Genomic DNA, 26,284 nt, shown 5'->3' on the forward strand with positions numbered 1-26,284 from the left:
TTCGAGTGATCCCGAAGTATGAAGGATTATATCGAGAAGTTTTATATTTATAAAATGAAACAATCTTATGTTTACATTCTAAAATGTTCTGATGATTCTTATTATACAGGAATCACTTCTAATCTTCAAAAACGAATTAATGAACACAAAATAGGTTTGCATAAAGATAGTTATACTAACAGTCGTCGGCCTCTTAAAATGGTATTTTATGCAGAGTTCACAGACATTAACTTAGCAATTAAAACTGAGAAACAAATTAAGAATTGGTCTAGAGCTAAAAAAGAAGCTCTAATTAATGGCGAATTTGATAAACTACCTAATCTAGCAAAGAAGAATTTTAACTCCTGATGTGTTCTCGATACGATTTGCTCGCACACTCACAAATCACTCGAACTGACGGCTAAAGTTTTATTTTAAGTGTTACGTCAGTTCGAGTATTTTTAATCGATTGCAATGAGATTAAAAATGTATCGAGAACTAATAGTAGTTAAATTATTATTCTCAATGGTTGTGCTGAGCTTATCGAAGTACAAATTTCACGAATAGAAATGAGTGAAATTCACTCGAATTGACGAATTTTATCAAAACAATTCATTGTCATGCTGAACTTGATTCAGCATCTTTTTGCATAACTTTACCCTATAAATTTTAAAATTCATGGCAAACAGAATCACAGAATTATTCAATATACAATACCCAATCGTACAAGCAGGCATGATCTGGAATAGCGGTTGGAGACTCGCGTCAGCAGCAAGTAATGCAGGCATTTTAGGCTTAATAGGCGCAGGCTCAATGTATCCAGATGTGTTGCGCGAGCATATTCAAAAATGCAAAGCTGCAACGGATAAACCTTTTGGAGTGAATGTGCCGATGCTATACCCAAACATTGAAGAGATTATGGATATCATTGTTGAAGAAGGAGTAAAGATTGTATTCACCTCTGCCGGAAATCCGAAAACATGGACCAGTTGGTTACAAGAGCGAGGCATTACTGTGGTGCATGTGGTGAGTAGTGTAAAGTTTGCGCTCAAAGCCCAAGACGCAGGTGTGGATGCTGTTGTGGCTGAAGGTTTTGAAGCAGGAGGACACAATGGTAGAGACGAAACTACCACGCTCACTTTAATCCCAATGGTAAAAGAACAATTGCAAATTCCATTAATTGCTGCAGGTGGTATCGCCACCGGAAAAGCCATGTTAGCCTGTATGGTTTTGGGAGCTGATGGAGTACAGGTTGGCAGCCGTTTTGTGGCGAGTGAAGAATCCTCAGCGCACCAAGCTTTTAAACAAGTAGTGGTGGATGCTAAAGAAGGAGATACACAATTGACCTTAAAAGAACTAGCACCAGTGCGTCTCATTAAAAATAAGTTTTACAATGAGGTGCAAGAACTTTATAAAACCGCACCAACACCAGAGCAGCTTAAAGAACTACTTGGACGCGCCAGAGCCAAACGAGGTATGTTTGAAGGTGACTTGGATGATGGCGAACTCGAAATTGGTCAAATCGCAGGTCTTATCCACGACATTAAACCCGTTACAGACATTGTAAATGAAATGGTAAAAGAGTTTGAGGAAGCCAAACAAAATATTATAGCACTTTGATAATTCATAACAACTATAGCAATGAAACTTAATAAAACAAAACTAACAGCGTTAATAACTAGTAAACTTTTCAAGCCTTTTTATTTTTTGGCTGCGCTTGTCTTATTCTGCAGTCATGATTTGTATATAAAATTAGAAACCTATTTTTTAGAGCCGAATCAAGAAGCGGTTTTAAACCTATATAACGGTACTTTTGAGAAAAGTGACAATACTATTGCTCGCGATCGAATGTTGGATGCGTCCATAGTTTCGCATGGAAATCGAGTACCTATTGATCCAGAGCAATGGCAAGACCAAGATAGTACGATTACAAAATTAACCTTTAATACAGGTGATGCAGGAACTTATGTAGCAGGTGTTTCTACTAAAGCCAGAAATATTGAACTTACAGCAGAGAAATTCAATAAATATCTTAAAAGCGATGGTGTTTTGGATATGCTCAAACAACGTACTGCGGATAGCTTGTTAGACCAAGATGTGGTTGAGAATTACCAAAAGCACGTTAAGGCTATTTATCAAGTCGGTGATGTAAAGACTGATGATTGGAAAACAGTTTTGGGTTATCCTATTGAGTTTGTTCCCATGGCAAACCCTTATGAGAAACACACAGGTGAGCAACTCGATGTTCAATTGCTGTTGGATGGAAAGCCTTTAGCCAATCAACTTGTTTTTGTAGACGCTGTTAAAGGTGCTCACGCGCATTCTCACGATGAAAATACTCACAAACATAGTCAAGAGGATAAAACCCATTCACATGAACACTCACATGATGATGGCGACCACAGCCACGAGCATAGTTCTAGTACAAGTGAAGCCCACAGTCATGAGCATAAACACGATGGTGAAGTTCATTCACATAAACATGCACATGATACTAATGAACATAAGCATTCGCATAATGCCGAAGAAGAAAAGCCACATTCCCATACCAGTGGACAGCAATTACGCACTAATGACAAAGGTATTGTTACCGTAGATTTACCAGAAGATGGCATTTACTACCTTAGAACTATTCATATGACTAGAGTTGCAGACAGCGATGAATTAACACATCGGTCTAAATGGGCAACTTTAACTTTTGAGGTAAGCCATGCACATAATGCTGATACACATACACACAACCATGACCACGATCATGAAGACGGCATCCCAATTTGGATGTTCATTTTAGGCAGTGTAGCGTTCATTGGTGTGTTATTTTTCATCTTTAGAAAAAAGGACAGCTAATGGTTTTGAGCTTAAGGCGGCTTTTACCGCTATTAGTAGTGTTGCTTCCACTTTTTGGATTTGCACATGGTGTTACAAACGCAGATCAAGAGCTTTTGCGCAATGGTGGTTTATGGGCATATATTCAAGTAGGAGCAACGCATATGCTTACCGGTTACGATCACCTGCTTTTTTTGGCTGGTGTGGTATTTTATCTAAGTAGCTTTAAAGACATTCTAAAATTTATAACAGTATTTACAATTGGCCATTGTATCACTCTAATAGGAGCTACGTATTCTGGTATTACGGCAAATGAACACTTAGTAGATGCTGTTATTGCTTTAAGTGTTTTGTATAAGGGATTTGAAAACTTAGGTGGCTTTCAAAAACTGAAATTAAAAGTACCAAACCTACTGCTTATGGTAGGTCTTTTTGGACTGATTCATGGTTTTGGCTTATCAACCCGATTACAATCTTTTGAAATTGGTGAAGAACAGGTGTTGGCAAAAATTTTGTGTTTTAACTTAGGAGTAGAAATTGGTCAGGTATTAGCTTTAATACCAATTGTGTTTATCATTACACAGTCTCGAAAACGCAAACAGTTCCCTGCGTTTTATAAAGCTGTCAATTGGTACTTGGTATTGGCAGGAATAGCGCTGTTTATATACCAACTTTTTGGTTATTTTAATGGACATGGGTAAATTATTAGGCAAATTTGACTTTGTTTTAATACTATTACAATGCTTTGGATTACAGTTTGTATTTACAGGAATATACAGGTTGTATGTGGCCTACAATGCCGAAGAATGGGATGCTCTTTTAGGTAAATCCACTAATACTTATCAAACCATAACAGAAGCACGTTTGGGTGAGTTTCTAGCCAATCATTTATATAGCAAGATTCTGATTGCGCTTGTGTTTATAATTTTAGTTCTGCTTTTAAATAGAAAGTACAAAGTTGGTATCATAAATAATTTAGTCATCTTAATATTGACATTGATTTTTACACGTACCTTGTTTTTTGTGTCACCTTATTTAACTTGGAAGATAGAATATTTCAGCCAACTACTTGGTGAAAGTACTAAGTCTACTTTTTTAATTAGTGGCCTCTTTTTTTTAATTTTAGGTTTTGCTGTAATATGGAAATCTCTCGTTTTAAACGTAACAAGTAGACAGAATACATAATAAAATTAAATTGAAAAATACGTAACGTTACGTATTGACTTGTTGACTTAAAACAACGAACTTCGCTTATCGGTGGATATAAATCATTGAAAGAAACTTAATAAATCAACTGAACTCATTAAAAAAAATCAATTGAGATACGAAATACCTTTTGACTTAGAACTTTATTATCTGCAAACCAAAATAACATTTCCTTATGTTTTCTCTGATTCTTATAGGAAAAGTAAAGAGGCACTATTTTGGTTTATAATTTTTATATGCTTAGGTATTTTCATAATTATTGGAAAAGGTAATTTAGGTTTTTTATTCCTTGCTTTCTCTCTTTTTTCATTCTACAATTTTTACACTTATAATAAGAAGTATCATAATTTAAAAAACGACTATATGAGTCGTATAAAGGCATTAATAGATAAAGAAAATGAAATTCCAAAATACGGCATTTTTGAATTTAACAAGGACTGTTTAGTTTTTACTGATGACTTTTCCGAAACCAAAACTGAATGGAATGATTTCCAAGAATATAAAATCGTAAAATCAAATTTGCTTTTAATGAGAAACAAAGAACAAGGTGATATTGTGGTTATTGGAAAATCAGAGATTGGAGAAATAGAGTTTAAAAATGTAATATCATTTGTGAAAGAAAAAATTAAATAAAAACCCTTGCTAGCGCTCGTTTGTAACTAGTTATTTAATTTCTATTCGAGTAAAAAATAAACTCTAAAACCTAAACCCAAAACCACTACCTTCGCGGCATGGTTTTAAGCAACTACACCAAAGAATTTCAATACAACCTAAAACTGGCATCACCAGTAATGTTAGGCATGCTTGGGCATACCTTTGTGAGCTTTGTAGATAATGTGATGGTTGGGCAATTGGGCTCGGCTGAGTTGGCAGCTGTGTCTTTGGGTAATAGCTTTATTTTTATTGCCATGTCTTTGGGTATTGGCTTTTCTACAGCCATAACACCTTTGGTGGCTGAGGCAGATACAGAGCAAAACTTCGTGAAAGGGAAATCGGCTTTTAAGCATGGATTTTTCCTGTGTACGGTTTTGGGTATCCTTCTGTTTTTATTAGAGTTGCTCGCCAAACCGCTTATGCATGTTATGGATCAGCCAGAAGAAGTGGTAGAGCTCGCTATTCCGTATTTAGATTTGGTAGCCTTTTCATTGGTGCCGCTTATCGTGTTTCAGGCGTTTAAGCAGTTTAGCGATGGTATGTCCTTGACCAAATATCCAATGTATGCTACGTTGGTGGCTAACATTCTCAACGTCGCTATTAACTATGTGCTTATTTTTGGGAAATTTGGGTTTCCACAAATGGGTATTGTTGGTGCGGCTGTTGGTACCTTGGTGTCACGATTTGCCATGTTGTTTTTCTTGTGGTGGTTATTGGCAAAACGTCACAGATCTAGAGCGTACGTGACCAATATAAAATTCTTTAAACTCAGTAAACAACCATTAAAAAAGCTCACCAACTTAGGGTTGCCTAGTGCGATGCAGATGTTTTTTGAGGTGGCCATTTTTACAGCTGCGATTTGGCTAAGTGGATTGTTGGGAAAAAATGCACAGGCTGCCAATCAGATTGCGCTTAACTTATCATCCATGACCTTTATGGTGGCTATGGGACTGAGTGTTGCGGCTATGGTGCGTGTTGGTAATCAAAAAGGATTAAAGGATTATAAAAACCTAAAACGTATTGCAGAATCCATCTTTTTTGTTGGGTTTATATTCGCTGTCATTTTTGCCTTGTTGTTTGTGATTTTTCATAAAGCGTTACCAGAGTTGTATGTCGATTTAGACGATCCAGCCAATGCCATGGACACCGCTGAAGTGATTAAAATTGCAGCGACTTTATTATTGGCTTCGGCAGTGTTTCAGATTAGTGATAGTCTGCAAGTTATTGCACTTGGAGCACTTCGTGGTTTGCAAGATGTTAAGATTCCGACTATCATCACTTTTATTTCGTATTGGATGATTGGGTTTCCGATTAGTTACTATTTAGGCAAAGAAGACGCCTATGGCAGTTTGGGAATTTGGCTAGGCTTATTGGCTGGATTAAGTGCTGCGGCTTTGTTGCTGTTTATACGTTTTCATTTTTTGACGAAGAAGTTGATTTCACAACAAGCTGAATAACTCGGATACGTCACTTCGAGTGATTGTATAGTCTTGTTATCTAAAAGGTTCTCGATAGTTCTGCTGAGCTTGTCGAAGTACTAATTTTATTCGCTAACGCAACTAAAATTCACTCGAACTGACGATAGAGGTTCAATTTTGTTGTTTACGTCACTTCGAGTGATCCTGAAGTATGAAGGATTGTATCGAGAAGTTTTGTTGTCTAAATAGTTCTCGATACTATTTGCTCGCACACTCGCAAATCACTCGAACTGACGGTTAAGGTTTCATTTTTAAATGTTACGTCAGTTCGAGTGTTTTTAATCGATTGTAATGAGATTAAAAATGTATCGAGAACCTTTCTAACCAAGAAGCATAATAAACTATCCAGAAGGTCTATATTTATAAAATGAAGCAATCTTATGTTTACATACTCAAATGTGCTGATGATACATACTATACAGGAATCACTTCTAATCTTCCAAAACGCATTAATGAACATACGATAGGATTACATAAAGATAGTTATACTTACAGTCGTAGACCTTTTAAAATGGTATTTTATGCTGAGTTTACAGACATTAATTTAGCTATTAAAACTGAGAAACAAATTAAGAATTGGTCGAGAGCTAAAAAGGAAGCGCTTATTAATGGTGACTTTGAGAAATTGCCTAATCTAGCAAAAAAGAATTTTAACTCTTGATTAGTTCTCGATACTATTTGCTCGCATACTCACAAATCACTCGAACTGACGATTGAGGTTCAATTTTGTTGTTTACGTCACTTCGAGTGATCCTGAAGTATGAAGGATTGTATCGAGAAGTTGAGTTACCAAAATAGTTCTCGATAGTTCTGCTGAGCTTGTCGAAGTACTAATTTTTATTCCTATCGTCATAAAATTCACACGAACTGACGGCTGAGGTTTTATTTTTATGCATTGCGTCACTTCGAGTGGTCCTGAAGTATGAAGGATTGTATCCAGAAGTCATAAGCGTAATAAGTTACTAGAAATGACAAAGCAAAAAATAGTATAAGAACTCATCACTAAATTTGTATTTTTGTCCTTCAAAATTCAAACTATACAAATGGAATTACCAAAATTCATCTTAGGCGATAACACAGATTATCAAGATGCTATATTCGTTATTCATACTGAATTTCCAAGATTTATCATCAATCTTGAAAATGATGAGGTAGAGTGGTTTGAAGAATTCGATCAGCACGATCAAAAAGAACTCGAAACCGAAATGGAAAATTATATAATGCAGGCTACTGAGTTCTACGATAGGGAAGTAGCACGTTACGACGACAACTAATGCTAGACAAACTTTTAGACTTAGATACCGAACTTTTTGTATATCTCAATGGCCTAGGTTCACCTACTTGGGATGGCATGTGGTTGGCCATAACGCACGAATTTACTTTTGCGCCTCTATATGCCTTACTACTGTTTTTAATCTATAGAAAATTAGGGTGGAAGGCCTTGTTGTTTATCATAGTAACTATTGCCTTAATGATATTATTTACAGATCAGACTACTAATTTGGTAAAACGTACAGTATTGCGATTTAGACCTTGTGCTTGCGACGAAATAAAGGATAGCATACGGTTTATAGCAGAACGATGCAGTAGCAATCGTAGTTTTTTCTCTGGTCATGCATCTAACTCCATGGCAGCAGCTGTTTTTGGTGGCTTAGTTTTGCGACCTTACTTTAAAAACCTCATATTTATTCTGTTGTTTTGGGCTTTTTTAGTGGCTTACAGTCGTATTTATGTTGGAGTGCACTTTCCGATAGATATTTTAGCAGGAATGACTTTTGGTGCTTTAGCTGGCTTTGGTTTTTATAAGCTGAATACCTATATCCTTAAGCGATTGAATTAAATTATTAAACCTTGTTCTTGATATTTTTTCTAAAGAAAAACTCGAACTGACGATTGAATAATAATTTATCAGTTCAAGTGGTTTTTTATGACTGCGCTTGTCAAAGTTAAAAAAAAACTGTATCGAGAATAGAGAATTATTATTTCAGAGTAAGTTTGTATAACTGATTAACCAATCGCTTATTATAGGCTCTCGAGTCCTTGGAAGCACGATTAAGGTCATACGTATCTATAAATTCCATTTTATATAATTTTGAAAGGACTTCAATCGTATCTGGTTGATGGGTTCTTGTTAATAAATAAAATGTTTTTTCAATTGGTATGTGATAGCCTTCTTCTGCTTTAATACTCGGAATTTTATCACCATAATTATAAATCATTTCAGGAGCAACATAGTCTAAATGATATAATTCAATGGCCTTGTCTTGTAATTCTGAAATAGGTTTGTTGTCGGATTGAGCTTGAATTTCAGTTAATGGTAATCCTATAAACCCTAAGCTAAGCATAAACGCAAGGAGACAATAAAAAGCAGTTTTAATATCTTTAACTATTAATTTTTTGAATATTATGATTCCAATAATCAGCAAAAAGCATGATAGTACTATGAATCTTAGTAAAATAGTTCCTGTTAAAAATGGTCCAATTAAAAAGCCAGACATCCAAAACAAAATACCAATTAATCCTATCAGTCCAAAGTGAAAGTACACAGGATAGGTTTCGCGTTTATCCTTTAGGTTTTTAAACTCTCTGATTAAATACGCAATATAAAATCCAATATTAATAGCCAGAGGAATTAAAACTGGCATAAGGTAGCGTGATTTTTTTTCAGGAATTACGGACAATAAAATCACAGCAATAATCGTCCATAAAAAACTAAAACGATAGGCTTTGAGATGAGATACGCGCGACTTTAAATAAGGATATAGTAAACTTATAAATGCAGGAACAGTCCACAGTCCACTTTGTACAAAAAAGCTCCAGTAATAATAAAAGGGTCTTACATTATAACTGCTCCAATTAGAGGTTTCTTTTGAGGCAATGGCAGCAAATGTTTCAGGATCTGCAATACGAACATGCATGTACCACCAGCCACCAATGACAATTCCAAAAATTAAAAGGCTAATAAGCTTTAAAAAGTGTAAAATATTTCCTTTTAATTTAAATGCTATACCATAAGCAACCACAAAAGATAAAAACAACACATATAACGAAACTGGACCTTTAGAGAGTACAGAACCAGCTATAAACAACACAAACAGAAGGCTATTTATAATGTTTGTTTTTTGATGCTTCAGCATAATAAAGAGTTGGAATAAAGCCATAAGCATAAAACCATGAGCGTAAATATCCCAAGGTGCTTCAACGGTAATACCAATAACATAGAATGAGCTCAACACAATAAAACCATTGATAAGACTATGTGATTTGGTAAGTTCTAATTGTTTTGAAATCAGATAGGTAGAAATACCAATGCTAGCCATGAATAAAAGGGCTGGCCAACGTAAAGCGAGGACAGATTTTATACCGAAGAGCATACCAAAAAAAGCCGTTATCCAAGTTGGTAAAGGTGGTTTTTGGTAGCGTGCTTCGCCATTCATGGTGGTTAAAATCCAATTGTTATCCGTAAGCATTTCTCTTGCCGAAATAAAGTTTCGAGCTTCCATTATCGTCACAGGAATTGCATCTATGGTAAAGCCAAGCATAACTACCACAAAGAGTAAAAGGCTAACAATAGGATATTTTTCTATGAGCTTAATCATTGTTTTGTCTAATAAGATAAGCGTTTCTTGCATAAATGATCATACCAAAGAGATGACCAACAAATAAGACAGGATCTTGTCTTATAATAGCATAAGTTAAAATTAAAGAAGCGCCGATTAAACTCAGTACCCAAAATCCCATGGGTAAAGATGATTCTTTATGTCGTTCTGCATGAATCCATTGGTATACAAAACGCAGCGTAAAAATCACTTGAGCTACAATACCTAAAATAAGCAACCATGTTGGTATGGCTTCGTTTTTAAATAGAAGCTCAATATCAATCTTATTGTTATTGTAATAGAAAATTACAATAAGAACCGGAACAATAAATAATAATATCTGAACCAGCTTAGGAAACTTTTGCCATTGACCTTGCAGCTGTAAATTTCTGATATAAATAAAGTATGTTAAACTCTGACCAAGCATTATAGCAAAATCTAAGCGTAAGTATCCATAAATAAATAACAAGAATGACGCCACTAGGCTTAATGTCCAGAACGTCGTAGGAGTAATAACCTTGCGTTGTTTTTCTGAAGTTACCCATTGAATGAGCAATCTAGACGAGAACAGTATCTGCGCAAAAAATCCTATGCTATAAATGATCCAGTCTTTCATGTATTAATATCTATTGCCTTTTAATGGACACATGGAACATCTTATTATCATTTCTATTAGTGATTAATAATTAATTGTTGATGTTTCATTTGCTGGTTTTAGCAACATCATAATTAATGTACTTTTTCTTCATCCATAAATAGGCAAAGCAATCCATTAATGGTCCAAGAAGACGATTCCAAAGCCCAAATTTTGCGGTACCAGCTATTCTTGGAAAATGACGTACAGGTATTTGGGTTGCTCTGCCATTTTGCAGCATAATCATTGCAGGTAAAAAACGATGCAAACCTCTAAACATTGGAATACGCTTGGCATAGTCTGTCTTAATGATTTTAAGAGGACAACCTGTATCATCCATACCATCTTTGGTAAACGCACGTCTAATGCCATTGGCAATCTTGGAAGACATATTCTTAACAAAAGAATCCTTGCGATCGGCACGTACACCAGTTACTAATTCGTTGTCATTAATATGATCTAATAATAAATTAAAATCCTCAGGAGAGGTTTGTAAGTCTGAGTCAATGTAGCCAACAAGTTCAGTATCAGCATAATCAAAGCCAGCTTTTATAGCAGCACTTAAACCGCGATTTTCTTTAAAAAGTACATAGTCAAAGGCGTCGTTACGATTGCAAATAGCTTCAATCATAGCTTGGCTTTTATCTTTAGAACCATCATTTACAAATAAAATACAAGTTGGTACAGAAGCAATCTTTAAATAGTTTGAAAGCTCTGTTTCAACACGCTCTAGATTATCCTCTTCATTATAAACAGGTACTATGATGGTTAATTTGTAATTCATGTATTGATACAATTTCTGGCACAAAAGTATGCTTTTTTAGTATTACGGAGAAAACCTTGATGGTTTAAGGTAAATTCAACTAAATTGACAGATTGAGCAAATACTCAGCAGCAGCAAAAGGTGTTGTTTTTCCTTCCTCTACGAGTTTAATCTGAACAGGAAGTTCCTTTTTGATAATTTCAGATTTGTAGAAGTCAGATTTAAGACGTTCCTCGATGGTTTGAAGTAACCAGAATTTGTTTTGATTATTTCTGTTGTGTTCAAAATAATGATTGGTAGACGTGGTTTTCAAGTACTCTTGTATTAATTCCCAAACTTCAGAAATGCCTTCTTGTTTTAGAGCGCTGCAAAGTGATACTTTTGGTGACCAACCAGACGCTTTTTCAGGATACAAACGCAAGGCTCTATTAAATTCTACTTTAGCAGATTTAGCTGCCTTTAAGTTATCTCCATCCGCTTTATTAATAACAATAGCATCAGCCATTTCTATTATGCCTCGTTTTATACCTTGTAGTTCATCACCAGCACCAGCAAGCTTTAATAACAAAAAGAAATCGACCATACTGTGCACAGCAGTTTCGCTTTGTCCAACACCAACAGTTTCTATAATAATAGTATCAAATCCAGCGGCTTCACAGAGGATAATGGTCTCTCTGGTTTTTCTGGCCACACCACCAAGTGAATCTCCAGAAGGAGAAGGCCTAATGAAAGCGTTTTTGTCTTTTACCAAATCTTCCATTCTGGTTTTATCACCAAGGATACTACCTTTACTTAGACTACTACTTGGGTCAACAGCGAGTACAGCTACCTTTCTGCCAATGCTTGTTAGATAACTGCCAAAAGCTTCAATAAATGTACTCTTACCAACACCAGGAACTCCAGTAATACCAATTCTTACAGATTGGTTAGCATAAGGTAAACAAGCAGTAATAATGTTGTGAGCCTTTTGGGTATGCATCTGGTTAGTACTTTCTACCAAAGTAATGGCTCTACTTAAATCTGTAATATTTCCTGAGGTAATTCCTTTTACTAAATCCTCAACCGACGGTTGCTTTTTGCGTTTGGCTTTTATAAAGTTTGCAGAATTGGTACTTAGAATTTCAGGTGGTTCTATACCATCTTGCTCGTGTAAAGCAGATTTATATGTTTCATCCTTTTTAGCCACAGTCTAGCATTGTTAGTGTTTGTGTGGATAGATCTGCATCGGAATTTCAATCAATGTCTGATCCCAAGCCATGGTAAGCTTTAAGTTACCAGTTTTATTATCAAAAGCAATAGTGAATTTTTCTACAGTTTCATCAATACTTTGCTTAGGGACTTCAATTTCAATGGCATCATAATTAGGGTCCCACATTGGTTCCATTTTTTCATTAACTCCCCATTGATACTGTTTGGTGTTGAACATTACCTTCCAAGAATTTTCCATTGGTACAGTCCAAAGCGTATATTTACCTTTTTTTAGTAACATACCATCAATCATTAAATCCTCATTGGTTTCAAATGTAGTGGCCTCGTTGGCACCAGTTCTCCAAACCTTGTTAAAAGGGACAAGGGCACCAAAAATATCACGTTCGCGTTTTGATGGCCTGTTGTACTCTACTTGAAGTTTTAAGTCGTTTAGGGTTATTTTTGCGGTATCCTTTGGGCTGAGCCTTGGAGAAAAAATATTTTCAACAAAAACAGAATACAATAGTAGACCCAAAGCTATTATTGACAGAACAATAAGAATGCGTTTTAGCATAGTGAATTTTCTTAAGCAGTTTTTAGCTAATTTATTTGTGCTGAATGTGCTTCAACTTGTTTTAAAAAATAAAGATAATTCAATTCCCTAAATTTATAGAACAGAACGCAGAATTTTAAGCAAATCTTATAAAATCAAACTTTTTTTGAAATTTTTTGCAACACTCAAAAATTTGTGTCGTCTTTAAAGTGAGATCAACCAAAAACAATTAATCATCAATACGTTTCAGATTCATATTGTTGAAAAATGCAAACAGAATGACAGGCAAGCGCAAATGCAATTGTACAAGCAATATTGTGATGGCATGCTTATCGTGGCACTTCGATTTGTGAAAGATACCATGGAGGCCGAAGATATTGTGCAGGAAGCTTTTATAAAAGCATTTTCTAGATTAGATCAATATAGAGCCGAAGTAAGTTTTGGTGCTTGGCTAAAACGCATCGTTGTGAATAGATGTATTGATGTTTTAAAATCTAAAAAACAACGATTGATAGAATTGGAAGAACATCATCTTAATGTGGTTGATGCAAAAGATGAAAAAGAGTGGTTGGTTGATGATGATATTACTATTGAAGATGTAAAAACAGCAATTGAAGAATTGCCCGAAAAATATAGATATGTCGTCATGCTCTATTTAATTGAAGGTTATGATCACAGTGAAATCTCAGAGATATTAAATATTTCTGAAGTGGCTTCGCGGACACAATTATCCAGAGGAAAACAAAAGTTACAAACCGTATTAAAAACAGAAAAAAATGGCACAAGATCTTAGAAATTTATTTGAGAAAGATAGGTTGGCACAGCGCGCAAAAATGTCTCAAGATCATGAAGCACGCTTTTTTGAGAAGCTAGATAAAGAATTGCCAATAGAGAAGAAATCGAGTGGATTTAGTTTTTTAAATATCGCGGCAAGTGTAGTTGTGCTACTAGGATTGAGTTTTGGCGCTTACAAGTATTTTCAAACACCTAATGTTGTAGAGCCAAAGCAAGAAATTGTAGATACAGATTTAAAGACGCTTGGCGATGTATCACCAGACCTAAAAAAAGTGGAGGATTACTATTTGGCTAGTATCAATTTAGAATTGTCTAAAGTAGAGTTAACACCACAAAACAAAGAATTGTTTGATGGCTATGTGTTGAGACTTCAAGAGTTAAATAAAGAATACGATAAATTATTAGAAGAACTTAACGAAAACGGTCCAAACTCTGTAACCTTAGATGCGCTTATAGAAAATTTAAAGCTGAGATTAAACCTTGTAATGCGTCTAAAAGATAAGCTAGAAGAGTTTAATGACGATGCCTTTGAACAAGAAATTACGTAATCAAATCAAAAATTCATAAATCAAAAAACGAACAGTTAAATCAAAAAAATCATGAACACAATTAGAGTTTTAGTGTTGTGCTTGTTAACCACATTTGGTTATGCACAAAAAAAGTTAAGTAAAATATCACAGTCTATTAAGGTAGATAAAGATGTTGTGGTAGACTTAAACACCAGTTATGCCGAAATTGAAATCGATACATGGAACAGAGATGTCGTAGAAATTGAAGCGTATTTAGAAAGCGATAAACTATCTGACGCAGAGTTAGAAAAAGCTCTTGAAGGATGGAATCTCAAAGTTGATGGTTCTAATAATAAGGTTGTGATTTCTTCTCATGGTGGACGAGCATTAGCCTTTATGGGAGAAGGAGACTATTCTGCATTATTGAAGGACTTAGAGTTTGAGTTGGCAGATTTTCCAGAAATTCCTGAAGTCATTGTACTACCTGAAATTCCAGAATTAGCTGCTATGCCGAAGATGCCAGAATTACCAGAGATGCCAGAATTTCCTGAGTTACCTGAATTGCCAGAAGGTATAAAAACTATTAAGTTTGATTACGATAGATACCAGAAGGACGGGCAAAAATACCTTGAGGAATGGAGCAAGCGTTACGAAAAAGAAGGTGGTAAGGAGCTTCAGAAACGTATGGAAGAATGGGCAAAAAAGTTTGCTGAGTCTGGATACCAGGAAAAAATGGAAAAATGGGGAGAAGAATTTGGTGAAAAGTATGCCAAAGAGATGGAAAAATGGGGAGAAGAATTTGGTGAGAAGTTTGGCAAGGAATGGGAAGAGAAAATGGAAGCTTGGGGAGAACGCTTTGGCCAACAAATGGAACGACAAGCAGAATTAATGGAGCGACAAGCTGAGTTAAATAATCGAATTTCCGAACGAACAGCGAAAAAAATTGAGCGTGAAGCATTTTTAGATGCTAAAAGGGAAATTCGTAAGAAAGCTTTGGAAAGACGCATTGAAGAACGAAAAAAGGGTGTGCAAAAACAAAAAAAACCAAGTTTGGTTAGATATCTAACGCCTAGCCAAAGTAACAGTCTAAGAAAAGTAATTAAAATAAAAATCCCTAAAAAAGCGAAATTAAAAACCAATATAAGACATGGTAAGTTAAAAATATCTTCGGTTATTTATAACCTACAAGGAGATATTTCTCACGCCTTTTTGGTAGCAGACAACATTGATGGAGGAGATACCTCCATCAATGTATCTTATTCGCCAGTAGTTATTAATTCTTGGAATTTAGGTACTTTAAATCTTAATTATGTCGATAAAGCTCAGATTAAAAATGCAAAGAACTTGGTGTTAAATGCTAAATCTTCTAATATTAATATTGAAACCTTAACCGAAACTGGTATCATTGATGGTAGTTTTGGTGATCTTACCATTTCTAATCTAGAAGAGACGTTTAAAAATCTCAATTTAGTTTTAGAGAATAGTGATGCTTTTATCAACTTACCGCAAAATATAGATTATAGTATGTATTTCAAGGGTAATCGCTCAAAATTCAATAATAAAGCTACGACACAAAAAACGATTAGAAATTATCCTGATGGCCAAAGTTCTGACAGAAGCATCGTCGTTAATGCTAAGTTTAGTAATGTTATTATGAATTAACCATTAAAAAGTTAAATCTGCCATTCTGAATTTATTTCAGAATCTTTATTAGTTACATTCTTGGCTTAGTAACATTTCTTCCTGTTTTCCATTAAAATAGATTCTTATTTTTGTGGAAATTTTGTTTTTTTATGACCTTATCTTCTTTTGAAGAATTTCTAAAATCGCTTCAAGCACATCCTTTGATTCACCCTAAGATTTCTAAGAATGCTTATGTGCCACTGGATTTATCTATTCATAATAAAGAATTAGATAGTGTTGACGTATCATCTTCTAAAGCTTTAGAAGCATATATCTGGAATCATTTAAAAAGCAATAATGCTAAAGTGGCCTTTGGTGGTTATTTAGAACAAAGAGGTATTTATAATCGTAGTGATTATTTTAATACAAATAAACCAGAAGAAGAACGCAATATTCATTTAGGATTAGATCTATGGATAGAAGCAGGTACAGCTGTTTATGCACCTTTAGAAGGAAAGGTTCATAGTTTTAACAACAATACTAATTATGGTGATTATGGACCAACACTAATTTTGGAGCATCATATTGAAAACGAAACGTTTTTTACACTATACGGTCATTTAAGTTTAACGTCTATTCAAAGTTTAAAAGTTGGAGTAGAAGTGAAGCAAGGACAACGAATAGCAACTTTAGGCACTGCTGAGGTTAATGGAGACTATGCGCCACATTTACATTTTCAGATTATAAGGGATATTCAAAATTATAAGGGAGATTATCCAGGAGTAAGTAATCGATTGGATTTAGAATTTTATAAAACGAATTGTCCAGACCCAAATCTACTTCTTAAGTTAGATTGATGATATAAATGTGTCAGTTCGAGTGTCTCGACGACATGTCGAGATGTATCGAGAACTAGTTAGACGTGAATTTTTCAAAATCATCAATAGCAAAAGCCTCTTGGTATTGGTCTTCATCTATTGTTCCGCCTTCAGAAGAATCATAATCCATTGTTATTTTCCAAGTGCCTTTACTCTTTTTTAAGAGTACATGAAATTGTCCGTAGTAGGCTTTTTCATTGTCCGTACCTTTATTTCTAACTAGTTTATAAATACCTCTCTCGCTAGCATTAGTATCATTGTTTATGCGTTCAAAAAAGCGGAGAGAAATAGTGCTTGTTTGTCCTGCTGCTTTATCACGTTCAAAACCGGCTTTATAATTGTTTATGTAAGTGTCGTAATCTAAAATACGCTTTCCGCCAGAAACTCTAACCAAATCTTCAGAATGGATTTCTGCCATTAGCGTATAATCAAGGGTTTCAAAAGCTGTATAAAATTTTTCCCAAGTAGTATTGATGTCTTCTAAATTTGTTTTGGTTTGAGAGAAACCAAAAACAACAGTCAAACAAACAAAAAATATAGTAATGAGTGTTTTCATGATGCCATATTAATTTGTTTCTCGGCTAAATGCTTGCCAATTAAGAAAGCTACTATTACAAGGATACCATCAGAAGCTGAAAACCAAAGTTCTTTTGGAAGCATAATAATGTTAGAAAAGGTAGCTAATAGCATCAATCCACCAATAATATAAGATGGAATCATACTCGTTTTAGAGATTAAGGCTGCAATGTACATGCCAACAATTGGCCCAGCAAAATGCGCTATAACAACCATAATTTTAGATCCTGTAGGTATTTTGTCCATATTGGCTTTTAGCCATTCCATATCCATAGCATTTGCTCCTTCTGGAAGCGGAAAAAGTGTGTGACCTAAAAGTGTTTCGATAATAAAAACAGTAGCTGATGCAGCTACAAACCCAGCAATTGTTGCTAATACATTTCTCATGATAGTTTTAGTTTAGTTAGTGGGTTTAAGTTAGTCAAAAAAAACAAAAATGCTTTTAATGCACTAAACCTAATCGTGTCTATACTTTAGATTCTGAGCATAAAAGACAAATCGTATTCTTATTTATAAGTCATAAACAAGGAATTTTATTTAATCGTCTAAAAACTATAGTTTAATAAGTTTTTTGGTTGTTTCTCTATTGTTAGAGCCAATTTTCACAAAATAGAGTCCAGAATATAAATGTGAAATATCATAGACGTCTTGTGTTGTGTACTTAGTAATTGTTTTTCCGGAAATATCAATGATCTCAATGTAATCGATACTAATGTTATTAAATGTTTTAATATTAAAATAGCTGTTAGTAGGATTAGGATATAGTTTTATGGAATTGGATTCATCAAAGTCTTTGAGGCTTAGATTATTTTCAACTATTGTGGTTTCGTTATTAGTTACAATAGGGAAATTATAATCGAAATAAATCTCAGCTTCATTACTAAAACTATCACCAAGTACTAAAGAATTCAATGTTTTTATTTTGAATAATACATAGCCATCATTATTAGCATCGTCAAAAGGCAAGTTTATATTCTCGAATATAAATTCAACAGTATTACCATTTGTTATTCTGGTTGAGAAGTTGTGGCTAGCATTCATTGGCACTAATGAACTTATATCATATTTAGACAAATCAATATTGTCTTTTACAACAATATTAATGGCATCTGCAGTTCCTGTGTTTTCAAACCGTATTAAATAATATACATCATCACCAACGTTTTCAGGCAAAATACTATTGCCTTCTAAGCAAGTAATATCATTAGGATCAAATGAATTAACAGCCTCTTGGTTGAGTGTAAAAATATTATCTTCTGGTGTTTCGTCAGTGTCTAAAGGAAGAATAGAGGCGTTAAATTCTAGTATATCTCCACTATTTACTGGGTAATTAGGATCTATTGGCTCGTTTATGTTTAAAACAAAGTCAATCTCACGATTTTCAAAAGGTAAAAGGTCAGTGAAATTCCAAGATAAATTTCCTTGGTTTTGTAAATCGATATTAGGTACTGCAGAAACAAAGTCCATGTAATCATTATCAAAGCTAAAATCAACACTACCAGAAAGTGTTGTATTTCCTTTGTTGCTGTAAATAAGTTTGTAAGGCACATCAAAACCTGGTCTAGCTGGTTCTATGGGTACAATAATAACGTCTAAATCGTTATGAACACCATTTGCCGAAATGCAAAAATCCTGTACTACTGGCGAACCATCATCAGGAAAATTTAAATTTATTACTGAAGGACTAACAGTCAAAAAATCTGAATTAACCAATAGGCTACTCAGTGTATGGTTACCTTCTGGTAATGTATAAGAATAAGTGTTAGAGGTATTGCCATAAAAGATATCGGAATTTGTATTATCTGTAACTGTAAACTGAACATCAAATAGTGGTCCATTTGGCACTGCGCAACCATTACCTAAATCTACTGAAATATCACCAGTTACTTCATAATAATCACCACCCAAAACAAACGTACAGTAAGGATGTATAACAGCAGGAAAGTCTGTGTTGTTATAACCATTCTCAACTACACTAAGTTCACCGCTATCAACACATATAAACTGAATGTTACTGTCATAGCCATTACTAAAATACTGAAGGTCATTACCATTTTTTAGGTTGAGTTCAGTAAGGCTAGAGTTATTCAACGTAACACGCTCAGATATTGTTGTAGATAAATCTAAAGGTACATTTGTTGTTAAATTGCTAAGTTGAAAAAACCGTAGTCCTTCAATATTATCAAAGATGATATCATCGGAGGTAATACTGTTTAATTGAAAAGAGGCATCTAACGAACTATCGATATAAGCAAAATTACTGTTTGTAAGGCTAAAGGATTCATCAATAAAATATGCCCCAATTTCGCCAATATTAACCGTGTTATTTGCAATTGATACCGAATTAGCTCCACGTATAGTCACATCAACCAATGCTTGATTATTAAATGCTAAATCAAGGTTTGAAGGATCGCTAGAAGCATTATCTTGCTGAAAATCTAATGTTCCCAAAGCACCAGAAGCATCACTGCCAGTTAGCGATGTTAAATTATCTGTATATCTAAAAATAAATTCTTCTAGAATTGTGTTGTTAGAAATATTTAAAGTAGAACCTGTAAAATCTGCTATTGTGAGATATTTTAAATTTGGCATACCAGATAAGTTAAGTGAACTGTACTCGCCCGCAAGGATTCTTAATTCCTCAAGATTATTGTGCGTTCCAAAAACTAGATTGTCTGTTAAATGGTAACTCTGAACTCTTACATATTCTAAGTTGGGTAAATTTGTTAAATCAAAAAGTGGATCATTAAAACCAGTATTTTGTAAACGAAATTCGGTTAGATTTGGGTTGTTAAACACATAAGTTTCAATATCTGTAGAAGATAATCTTACCGATTCTAAAGTTGGCCAAACACTTAAGTCTAAATACGTAATGTCTATAGTTGTAACTTCGAGATGGAGGAGGTTACTAAAATTTTCAAAACCTCCAATATCGTCTATACTATGGGCTAGAGTAGTAAAACTAAAATACAGCACTTGTTCAGCTTCCGTTAACTGAATTTCACCATCATTATTAAAATCAGCTGTAGAATCTACAGAGCCGTCACCATCTGTATCTACACAATTTCTGGAAGTTAGGTAAAAGAGTAAATCAGGATCATTAAATTGAATATTTTGAGTAAAACCAAACGATGTGATTAACAAGATAATGAAAGTAATTTTGCGCATATATAAGTTTAATAGCTTCTAATTCAACAATTAGAATGTTACTCTCAAATCTAATGATAATAAATCTATTTTTTGTTTTGAACTATTTTATTTGCCTTAAAACAATAAATCCTGATGTCAGACATCAGGATTTATCATTTAATTGTTTGGATTGTTAATTAGGCATAAAGTAATTACCATCGTAGCTGCCAGAGATTACTTGTCCATCGTTTCTGGTAAAAGTGAATGTAAAAGCAATATTGAATTCCGTAAAATTGGTAACAGTAACTAATGCGGATTGAGCATACACATCTGATTGCGGATCGTTATTATCAAGTAGAACAGTACCAGGTGTAAATTCACTATTTGTAATGGTTCCGTCAATTGAGATGTCATAGTCTTCTATCTGACTGTATGTGGTATTCTGAATAGTAGTATCTTCAAAATCAAAGTACACATAACTAATATCACTCAAATCATTATTGCCTGTAATCTCAGCACTGGTTTTATTAAAAAGGCTAATACTGATTTCGCTTGGATCATTATTTGCAGTATTTTCATCAACAATGATTGCCGAAACTAAATTGTATGTCGTTCCATTAAAAATAAACTCATTATTTGTTTCATCTGGAACTGAACTCGTATCGTCCGAAGAACATGATACTAAAGCTATACTTAGCATTAACGCTAGTATGCGTAATAGATTTGGGTTCATAATAAATTAATTATAAGTAGGTTATAGTGTAAATATAGGATAAAAAGTTGAAAAGGTATTCTCGAAGTTTCAATTAATGGCTTCTAGATACAATCACGCTCCTGCGTGATCACTCGAAGTGCCACCACGGACTATACTAAAACTCACACGTCAGTCGAGTGAATTTTATGACTGACATGAATAAAATTAGCACTTCGACAAGCTCAGCAGAACTATCGAGAACTATTAAATACATCACTCACATTCAGCCTGAGTAATTTTATTTTTCCATTGTATCCAATACTCTTGTAAGCCTTCTTTTGTGGTTTTTAGGTCGCTAATATTGAGTTGATGACCTTTCATCAATGCACCTTTGAGTTGTTCCTTTCTTTGCGAAAGGGCAGGAGCGTGGTTCCAACCGCCAACATGGTCAAAAGAGGTGTAAGCATCACATTTTTTGGCAACATTCACAAACGGAATTTTTAAATAATAGGTTACTGTACCAGAACCCATACCTTCCGTGGTCATTTCTATTTTTGAAAAGTCCACTTTACTATACTTACCATCTTTGTATAATGCTTTTAGTTGGTCTCCAACTTTGGCAGACATGGTATTAGAGAATTGATGTGCTACATCACTGCCATTTATAAATTCTTTGCCTAGGTAGGTGCCTTGGCAGTTGTTGTCTGTGCAAAAAATGTTGTTGTTTTTATAAGCAATATCAGCAGTACCTTTTTTAGAATCCTTACAATTGAAAAATAAAGCTAAACAAATAAATAAAGCTATGGTATTCTTCATTTAGCTAGTTGATTTTTAAGTGTTTTTTCTTTTAGAAATTGATTAATTTTTGGTTGTATATACCAAATACCTACAAAATAAAATAGCAATAAAAAAAACTCGTTTGAGAAATCGCTGAACGACACTTCTTTGTCTAGTTCGACAGTTTTTATTGTTTTGGCAATGAAATACATGCAGTAGATTATGCAGCACATTGAAAATAAATGTAAAGGAATAAAGAATGGCTGAAATTTTTCAAAATCTTTAACCCAAATACCATCTGAAAAAAAATGGTCTTTAGCAAATGATGCCAAGAACAATATAGAATAAGCAAAAGAGATGAGAAATGAAACTTTAAACTGTTGAACCTTCATTTTTAAATTGTGTGGTATGAATTTTTGTAAACCTATACCCATAGACCAAAACCAAGAAAAGAAAAGAATAGCAAAAACAATCATGATGATGGGAAAGAAATAGTATAAATTAAAAAAGTAAAATAAATGTGATGTGTCTTGAGATTTTTTTAATGAAAACAATTCTTAAAAGATTGAAAACTGAAATATGAGAGGTAGCCCAAGCATTAATAGGAATAACTGCCAGTGTTTCAATTTTAGAAAAAAGTTTATCATTATGGACTTACATATTGATTAAGTTACAAATTAAACTATTATTTACGGCAAAAGACCTTAGACAAAAAAATCCTGATGTAAACCATCAGGATTTTAGATCCTGAAATAAATTCAGGATGACAATATTTTATTTTTTGTCAGTTCGAGTGTTTCGAGTTTACGAGAAATGTATCGAGAACTATTTTAGTTACTAAGCTTCTCGATACAAAATTCTTTTAGAATTTCACTCGAAGTGACGTTAGGTTTAGTCATTCACCAAAACCCATTCTCCTTTATCTATTAATGGAATGGCTTGCTTGTATTTTACGACTTTACTTTCGCCACTCATTACATGCTTGATGGTTACTTTGTCATTACGACCAATTTTTGGTTGCTCTCTAACAATAGTTTCTACCACTTGTTGCTGTTGGCGAGATGCTCCTTGTCCTGCAGCTCTGCTTTGTGCAGCACGCTCGTCCATATTAGGGATTTCCTCTTTCTGCGTTTCAAGCTTTTCTTGCTTACGCTTTTTAGCTTCTTGGATGGTGTTTGCAGTTTCTTGAGGAATTTCACCTTTAAATAAGAACGAAATTACATCTTTATTCACCTGATCTATCATCGCTTTAAATAACTCAAAAGCTTCAAACTTATAAATCAATAACGGATCTTTTTGCTCGTGTACCGCTAACTGTACAGACTGCTTTAACTCATCCATTTTACGTAAATGTGTTTTCCAAGCGTCATCTACAATGGCAAGTGTAATGTTCTTTTCAAAATCATTAATCAATTGCTTACCTTTTGTTTCGTAAGCTTTTTCTAAGTCTGTTACAACCTGTAAATTCTTAACACCATCTGTAAATGGCACAACGATACGCTTAAATCTGTCGCGTTGCGTGTTATACACATTTTCAATTACAGGATAGGCTAAGTCAGCCGCACGTTGCATTTTTTCGCGATAGTGCTTAAAGGCTTCTTTATAGATAACTCCAGCTATTTCTTGCTCACCCATTTTAGCAAAATCTGCTTCAGAAATTGGTGATGCCATTGAGAAGTAACGGATTAATTCGAACTCAAAGTTTTTGAAATCGTTAGCAGCTTTGTTACTTATTGCAATACCTTCTGAAGTATCAAAAATCATGTTTGCTAAATCTACACGAAGACGTTCTCCATGTAAAGCATGACGACGACGTTTGTAAACCACTTCACGTTGCGCGTTCATAACATCATCATACTCTAATAAACGCTTACGAACACCAAAGTTGTTTTCTTCAACTTTTTTCTGAGCACGCTCAATAGACTTAGAAATCATAGAATGCTGAATAACTTCACCTTCTTTAAGTCCCATTCTATCCATCATCTTAGCGATACGCTCAGAACCGAATAAACGCATTAAGTTATCTTCTAGAGATACATAGAATTGCGAACTTCCTGGATCTCCTTGACGACCAGCTCTACCACGCAACTGTCTGTCTACACGACGCGAATCGTGACGCTCTGTGCCAACAATGGCTAGACCACCAGCGTCTTTAACTTCGTCACTCAACTTAATATCTGTACCACGGCCAGCCATGTTAGTAGCAATCGTTACCTGACCAGCATTACCAGCTTCGGCAACAATCTCTGCCTCACGTTTATGCTGCTTCGCGTTAAGTACATTATGTGGAATCTTACGAATGCTCAGCATTTTTCCTAAAAGCTCAGAAATCTCAACGTTGGTTGTACCAATTAGTACTGGTCTTCCTGCGTTGGATAATTCTACAACTTCATCGATTACAGCATTATATTTTTCACGCTTTGTTTTATAAACTAAATCCTCTCTATCGTCTCTAGCAATTGGTCTGTTGGTAGGGATTTCAACCACATCTAACTTGTAGATTTCCCAGAACTCACCAGCTTCAGTAACCGCAGTACCTGTCATACCAGAGAGTTTGCGGTACATTCTAAAGTAATTTTGAAGTGTAACCGTTGCAAACGTTTGTGTGGCGGCTTCAATCTTTACGTTTTCTTTGGCTTCAATAGCCTGGTGAAGTCCGTCTGAGTAACGACGACCATCCATAATACGTCCAGTCTGTTCATCTACTATCATTACCTTATTATCCATTACCACATACTGTACATCTTTTTCGAAAAGCGCATAGGCTTTTAGTAATTGGCTAAGGGTATGGATACGTTCCGATTTAATACCGAAGTCTCTAAATAATTCTTCCTTAAGAACTGCTTCTTCTTCTGATGAAAGCCCTTTGTTTTCAATCTTTGCAATTTCAGTTCCCATTTCTGGCATTACGAAGAAATTAGGATCGTCCTTGCCAGAAAGATAGTCAACACCTTTATCGGTTAATTCAACCTGATTGTTCTTTTCATCTATAACATAGTAGAGTTCTGCATCAACTTTTGGCATCTCTCTATTGTTATCTTGCATGTAGAAGTTTTCGGTTTTTTGAAGTAATTGTTTCACACCTTCTTCACTCAGAAACTTGATTAAGGCTTTATTCTTAGGAATACCTCTGTAAACACGTAATAACTGGAAACCACCTTCTTTGGTATCTCCTGATGCAATTAGTTTTTTAGCTTCGGCCAATACACCTACTAAATACTTACGTTGTACATCAACGATTTGACTTACTTTTGGTTTAAGTACATCAAATTCGTGTTCGTCTCCTTTTGGGATTGGACCAGATATAATCAATGGTGTACGCGCATCATCAATCAATACAGAGTCTACCTCATCGACGATAGCGTAGTGGTGTGGACGTTGTACTAAATCTTCAGGCGAATGCGCCATATTATCACGCAGGTAATCGAAACCAAATTCGTTGTTAGTACCGTAAGTGATGTCTGCGTTATAGGCTTTGCGACGTGCGTCTGAGTTTGGTGTGTGATAATCTATACAATCTACACTCATACCATGAAACTCAAAAATTGGTGCCATCCAAGCGCTATCACGTTTTGCCAAGTAATCGTTTACCGTTACAAGGTGTACACCTTTTCCAGCAAGTGCATTAAGATAAACAGGTAATGTGGCTACTAAGGTTTTACCTTCACCTGTTTGCATTTCAGCAATTTTTCCTTGGTGCATTGCAATACCACCAATGAGCTGTACGTCATAGTGAATCATATCCCAAGTAATGGGTTTGCCAGCTGCATCCCAAGAGTTGGCCCAAATGGCTTGGTCACCATCTAGAGTAACGTAGTCTTTTGCGCCAGACACTTCTCTGTCGAACGCATTAGCAGTTACTGAAATCTCAGTATTATGTACAAAACGCTTAGCAGTTTCTTTAACTACAGCAAAGGCTTCTGGTAAAATATCGTTGAGTACACCTTCTGTTACTTCATAAATTTCGTCTTCTATTTTATCAGCTTCTTGGTAGATATCTTCGCGCTCGTCGATATCTTCTGTGTCTTCAGCTTTTGCTAAAAGCTCGTTTTGTCTTTCTAGAAGAGGTTTACGTGCATCTGCTATTTTTTGTTTGAACTCCGTAGTTTTAGCTCTTAATTCATCGTGTGATAAGGCTTCAAGTGCTTGCTCAAAGGTTTTTATTTTGTCTACGATTGGTTTAATGGCACTAACGTCTTGTTTAGATTTATCTCCTACAAATACCTTTAGTACTTTATCTAATATGCCCATTTTATGTGTTTTTTCAGCTTTTTAACAAGCTGTTTTAATTGCTTAATTTTGAATATACACCAACAAAGTCCCTAAATTATAGAAACGATAATTTTGATGTAAATTTTCGAACTTTCGAAAATAAAAAAAGTCTCTCAGTTAAGTTAACGCAAGAGACTTTTTTTATAATAAT

25 protein-coding genes are annotated in these 26,284 nt (G+C 34.7%); 14 read left to right on the forward strand and 11 right to left on the reverse strand.

What is annotated here, in order from left to right; translation table 11 throughout:
- The first annotated feature begins 54 nt into the window (after positions 1 to 54).
- From FC091_RS12645 to FC091_RS12690, 10 genes are all read left to right on the forward strand, one after another.
- Entirely contained in the window at positions 55 to 348 is a 294-nt protein-coding gene (locus FC091_RS12645) for a GIY-YIG nuclease family protein (protein WP_138434737.1), read from the forward strand.
- A 309-nt stretch (positions 349 to 657) separates the two neighbouring features.
- A complete protein-coding gene (locus tag FC091_RS12650; RefSeq protein ID WP_138434631.1) occupies positions 658 to 1,599 on the forward strand; it encodes an NAD(P)H-dependent flavin oxidoreductase in 942 nt (313 codons plus the stop codon).
- 21 nt (positions 1,600 to 1,620) lie between these two features.
- Positions 1,621 to 2,826 (forward strand): DUF4198 domain-containing protein, encoded by a 1,206-nt coding sequence (locus FC091_RS12655; protein ID WP_138434632.1) that lies wholly within the window; start codon positions 1,621 to 1,623, stop codon positions 2,824 to 2,826.
- A complete protein-coding gene (locus FC091_RS12660; RefSeq protein ID WP_138434633.1) occupies positions 2,826 to 3,506 on the forward strand; it encodes a HupE/UreJ family protein in 681 nt (226 codons plus the stop codon). Before FC091_RS12655 ends, FC091_RS12660 begins: the two co-directional genes overlap by 1 nt.
- Complete coding sequence (locus FC091_RS12665) at positions 3,499 to 3,990, forward strand: hypothetical protein (RefSeq protein WP_138434634.1); 492 nt, start codon at positions 3,499 to 3,501, stop codon at positions 3,988 to 3,990. The genes FC091_RS12660 and FC091_RS12665 overlap by 8 nt, the downstream gene beginning before the upstream one ends.
- A 132-nt stretch (positions 3,991 to 4,122) precedes the next feature.
- A complete protein-coding gene (locus FC091_RS12670; protein ID WP_138434635.1) occupies positions 4,123 to 4,644 on the forward strand; it encodes a hypothetical protein in 522 nt (173 codons plus the stop codon).
- Between the two features lie 98 nt (positions 4,645 to 4,742).
- On the forward strand, positions 4,743 to 6,122 hold the full coding sequence (locus FC091_RS12675) for an MATE family efflux transporter (protein ID WP_138434636.1): 1,380 nt from the start codon (positions 4,743 to 4,745) through the stop codon (positions 6,120 to 6,122).
- 388 nt (positions 6,123 to 6,510) lie between these two features.
- Positions 6,511 to 6,804 carry a GIY-YIG nuclease family protein gene (locus tag FC091_RS12680; RefSeq protein WP_138434637.1) on the forward strand — a complete coding sequence of 98 codons (294 nt, stop codon included), beginning with the start codon at positions 6,511 to 6,513 and terminating at the stop codon, positions 6,802 to 6,804.
- Between the two features lie 382 nt (positions 6,805 to 7,186).
- Positions 7,187 to 7,417 carry a hypothetical protein gene (locus FC091_RS12685; protein WP_138434638.1) on the forward strand — a complete coding sequence of 77 codons (231 nt, stop codon included), beginning with the start codon at positions 7,187 to 7,189 and terminating at the stop codon, positions 7,415 to 7,417.
- Complete coding sequence (locus FC091_RS12690) at positions 7,417 to 7,983, forward strand: phosphatase PAP2 family protein (protein WP_138434639.1); 567 nt, start codon at positions 7,417 to 7,419, stop codon at positions 7,981 to 7,983. Before FC091_RS12685 ends, FC091_RS12690 begins: the two co-directional genes overlap by 1 nt.
- Positions 7,984 to 8,122: 139 nt before the next feature.
- Here the strand turns inward: FC091_RS12690 and FC091_RS12695 are convergent, their stop codons facing one another.
- The 5 genes from FC091_RS12695 to FC091_RS12715 form a co-directional block, all read right to left on the reverse strand.
- The gene (locus FC091_RS12695) at positions 8,123 to 9,742 is read right to left on the reverse strand and encodes an ArnT family glycosyltransferase (RefSeq protein ID WP_138434640.1); all 1,620 of its coding nucleotides are present in this window, start codon (positions 9,740 to 9,742) and stop codon (positions 8,123 to 8,125) included.
- A complete protein-coding gene (locus tag FC091_RS12700; RefSeq protein ID WP_138434641.1) occupies positions 9,735 to 10,358 on the reverse strand; it encodes a lipid-A-disaccharide synthase N-terminal domain-containing protein in 624 nt (207 codons plus the stop codon). The genes FC091_RS12695 and FC091_RS12700 overlap by 8 nt, the downstream gene beginning before the upstream one ends.
- Before the next feature lie 85 nt (positions 10,359 to 10,443).
- A complete protein-coding gene (locus tag FC091_RS12705; RefSeq protein WP_138434642.1) occupies positions 10,444 to 11,160 on the reverse strand; it encodes a glycosyltransferase family 2 protein in 717 nt (238 codons plus the stop codon).
- A gap of 79 nt (positions 11,161 to 11,239) precedes the next feature.
- Complete coding sequence (meaB, locus tag FC091_RS12710; protein WP_138434643.1) at positions 11,240 to 12,325, reverse strand: methylmalonyl Co-A mutase-associated GTPase MeaB; 1,086 nt, start codon at positions 12,323 to 12,325, stop codon at positions 11,240 to 11,242.
- A 12-nt stretch (positions 12,326 to 12,337) separates the two neighbouring features.
- Positions 12,338 to 12,901, reverse strand: coding sequence for a DUF2911 domain-containing protein (locus tag FC091_RS12715; protein ID WP_171032522.1), 564 nt, complete (start codon positions 12,899 to 12,901; stop codon positions 12,338 to 12,340).
- 274 nt (positions 12,902 to 13,175) lie between these two features.
- Between FC091_RS12715 and FC091_RS12720 the strand changes: the two genes are divergently transcribed.
- The 4 genes from FC091_RS12720 (at position 13,176) to FC091_RS12735 (ending at position 16,664) form a co-directional block, all read left to right on the forward strand.
- Complete coding sequence (locus tag FC091_RS12720) at positions 13,176 to 13,673, forward strand: RNA polymerase sigma factor (RefSeq protein WP_246035911.1); 498 nt, start codon at positions 13,176 to 13,178, stop codon at positions 13,671 to 13,673.
- The gene (locus tag FC091_RS12725) at positions 13,657 to 14,223 is read left to right on the forward strand and encodes a hypothetical protein (protein ID WP_138434645.1); all 567 of its coding nucleotides are present in this window, start codon (positions 13,657 to 13,659) and stop codon (positions 14,221 to 14,223) included. Before FC091_RS12720 ends, FC091_RS12725 begins: the two co-directional genes overlap by 17 nt.
- A gap of 51 nt (positions 14,224 to 14,274) precedes the next feature.
- Positions 14,275 to 15,846 carry a hypothetical protein gene (locus FC091_RS12730; protein WP_138434646.1) on the forward strand — a complete coding sequence of 524 codons (1,572 nt, stop codon included), beginning with the start codon at positions 14,275 to 14,277 and terminating at the stop codon, positions 15,844 to 15,846.
- A gap of 131 nt (positions 15,847 to 15,977) precedes the next feature.
- Positions 15,978 to 16,664, forward strand: coding sequence for a peptidoglycan DD-metalloendopeptidase family protein (locus FC091_RS12735; RefSeq protein ID WP_138434647.1), 687 nt, complete (start codon positions 15,978 to 15,980; stop codon positions 16,662 to 16,664).
- A 55-nt stretch (positions 16,665 to 16,719) separates the two neighbouring features.
- Here FC091_RS12735 and FC091_RS12740 read toward each other — a convergent pair whose 3' ends face one another.
- From FC091_RS12740 to secA, 6 genes are all read right to left on the reverse strand, one after another.
- Positions 16,720 to 17,241: a nuclear transport factor 2 family protein gene (locus FC091_RS12740; protein ID WP_138434648.1), complete on the reverse strand. Its 522-nt coding sequence runs from the start codon at positions 17,239 to 17,241 to the stop codon at positions 16,720 to 16,722.
- The gene (locus FC091_RS12745; protein WP_138434649.1) at positions 17,238 to 17,648 is read right to left on the reverse strand and encodes a hypothetical protein; all 411 of its coding nucleotides are present in this window, start codon (positions 17,646 to 17,648) and stop codon (positions 17,238 to 17,240) included. The genes FC091_RS12740 and FC091_RS12745 overlap by 4 nt, the downstream gene beginning before the upstream one ends.
- A 165-nt stretch (positions 17,649 to 17,813) precedes the next feature.
- A complete protein-coding gene (locus FC091_RS12750) occupies positions 17,814 to 20,429 on the reverse strand; it encodes a T9SS type A sorting domain-containing protein (protein WP_138434650.1) in 2,616 nt (871 codons plus the stop codon).
- 154 nt (positions 20,430 to 20,583) lie between these two features.
- A complete protein-coding gene (locus FC091_RS12755) occupies positions 20,584 to 21,123 on the reverse strand; it encodes a hypothetical protein (protein WP_138434651.1) in 540 nt (179 codons plus the stop codon).
- A gap of 234 nt (positions 21,124 to 21,357) precedes the next feature.
- Entirely contained in the window at positions 21,358 to 21,900 is a 543-nt protein-coding gene (locus FC091_RS12760) for a hypothetical protein (RefSeq protein ID WP_138434652.1), read from the reverse strand.
- An 852-nt stretch (positions 21,901 to 22,752) separates the two neighbouring features.
- Entirely contained in the window at positions 22,753 to 26,112 is a 3,360-nt protein-coding gene (gene secA / locus FC091_RS12765; protein ID WP_138434653.1) for a preprotein translocase subunit SecA, read from the reverse strand.
- Positions 26,113 to 26,284: the final 172 nt, after the last annotated feature.

Origin of the sequence: Winogradskyella algicola, from assembly GCF_005869935.1 — a bacterium.
GTDB lineage: Bacteria > Bacteroidota > Bacteroidia > Flavobacteriales > Flavobacteriaceae > Winogradskyella > Winogradskyella algicola.

Coding starts and splice junctions, on each gene's coding strand:
- FC091_RS12645 (WP_138434737.1), top strand. CDS start 55: ATGAAACAATCTTATGTTTACATTCTAAAATGTTCTGATGATTCTTAT.
- FC091_RS12650 (WP_138434631.1), top strand. CDS start 658: ATGGCAAACAGAATCACAGAATTATTCAATATACAATACCCAATCGTA.
- FC091_RS12655 (WP_138434632.1), top strand. CDS start 1,621: ATGAAACTTAATAAAACAAAACTAACAGCGTTAATAACTAGTAAACTT.
- FC091_RS12660 (WP_138434633.1), top strand. CDS start 2,826: ATGGTTTTGAGCTTAAGGCGGCTTTTACCGCTATTAGTAGTGTTGCTT.
- FC091_RS12665 (WP_138434634.1), top strand. CDS start 3,499: ATGGGTAAATTATTAGGCAAATTTGACTTTGTTTTAATACTATTACAA.
- FC091_RS12675 (WP_138434636.1), top strand. CDS start 4,743: ATGGTTTTAAGCAACTACACCAAAGAATTTCAATACAACCTAAAACTG.
- FC091_RS12680 (WP_138434637.1), top strand. CDS start 6,511: ATGAAGCAATCTTATGTTTACATACTCAAATGTGCTGATGATACATAC.
- FC091_RS12685 (WP_138434638.1), top strand. CDS start 7,187: ATGGAATTACCAAAATTCATCTTAGGCGATAACACAGATTATCAAGAT.
- FC091_RS12690 (WP_138434639.1), top strand. CDS start 7,417: ATGCTAGACAAACTTTTAGACTTAGATACCGAACTTTTTGTATATCTC.
- FC091_RS12695 (WP_138434640.1), bottom strand. CDS start 9,742: ATGATTAAGCTCATAGAAAAATATCCTATTGTTAGCCTTTTACTCTTT.
- FC091_RS12700 (WP_138434641.1), bottom strand. CDS start 10,358: ATGAAAGACTGGATCATTTATAGCATAGGATTTTTTGCGCAGATACTG.
- FC091_RS12705 (WP_138434642.1), bottom strand. CDS start 11,160: ATGAATTACAAATTAACCATCATAGTACCTGTTTATAATGAAGAGGAT.
- FC091_RS12715 (WP_171032522.1), bottom strand. CDS start 12,901: ATGCTAAAACGCATTCTTATTGTTCTGTCAATAATAGCTTTGGGTCTA.
- FC091_RS12720 (WP_246035911.1), top strand. CDS start 13,176: ATGCAATTGTACAAGCAATATTGTGATGGCATGCTTATCGTGGCACTT.
- FC091_RS12725 (WP_138434645.1), top strand. CDS start 13,657: ATGGCACAAGATCTTAGAAATTTATTTGAGAAAGATAGGTTGGCACAG.
- FC091_RS12730 (WP_138434646.1), top strand. CDS start 14,275: ATGAACACAATTAGAGTTTTAGTGTTGTGCTTGTTAACCACATTTGGT.
- FC091_RS12735 (WP_138434647.1), top strand. CDS start 15,978: ATGACCTTATCTTCTTTTGAAGAATTTCTAAAATCGCTTCAAGCACAT.
- FC091_RS12740 (WP_138434648.1), bottom strand. CDS start 17,241: ATGAAAACACTCATTACTATATTTTTTGTTTGTTTGACTGTTGTTTTT.
- FC091_RS12745 (WP_138434649.1), bottom strand. CDS start 17,648: ATGAGAAATGTATTAGCAACAATTGCTGGGTTTGTAGCTGCATCAGCT.
- FC091_RS12750 (WP_138434650.1), bottom strand. CDS start 20,429: ATGCGCAAAATTACTTTCATTATCTTGTTAATCACATCGTTTGGTTTT.
- FC091_RS12755 (WP_138434651.1), bottom strand. CDS start 21,123: ATGAACCCAAATCTATTACGCATACTAGCGTTAATGCTAAGTATAGCT.
- FC091_RS12760 (WP_138434652.1), bottom strand. CDS start 21,900: ATGAAGAATACCATAGCTTTATTTATTTGTTTAGCTTTATTTTTCAAT.
- secA (WP_138434653.1), bottom strand. CDS start 26,112: ATGGGCATATTAGATAAAGTACTAAAGGTATTTGTAGGAGATAAATCT.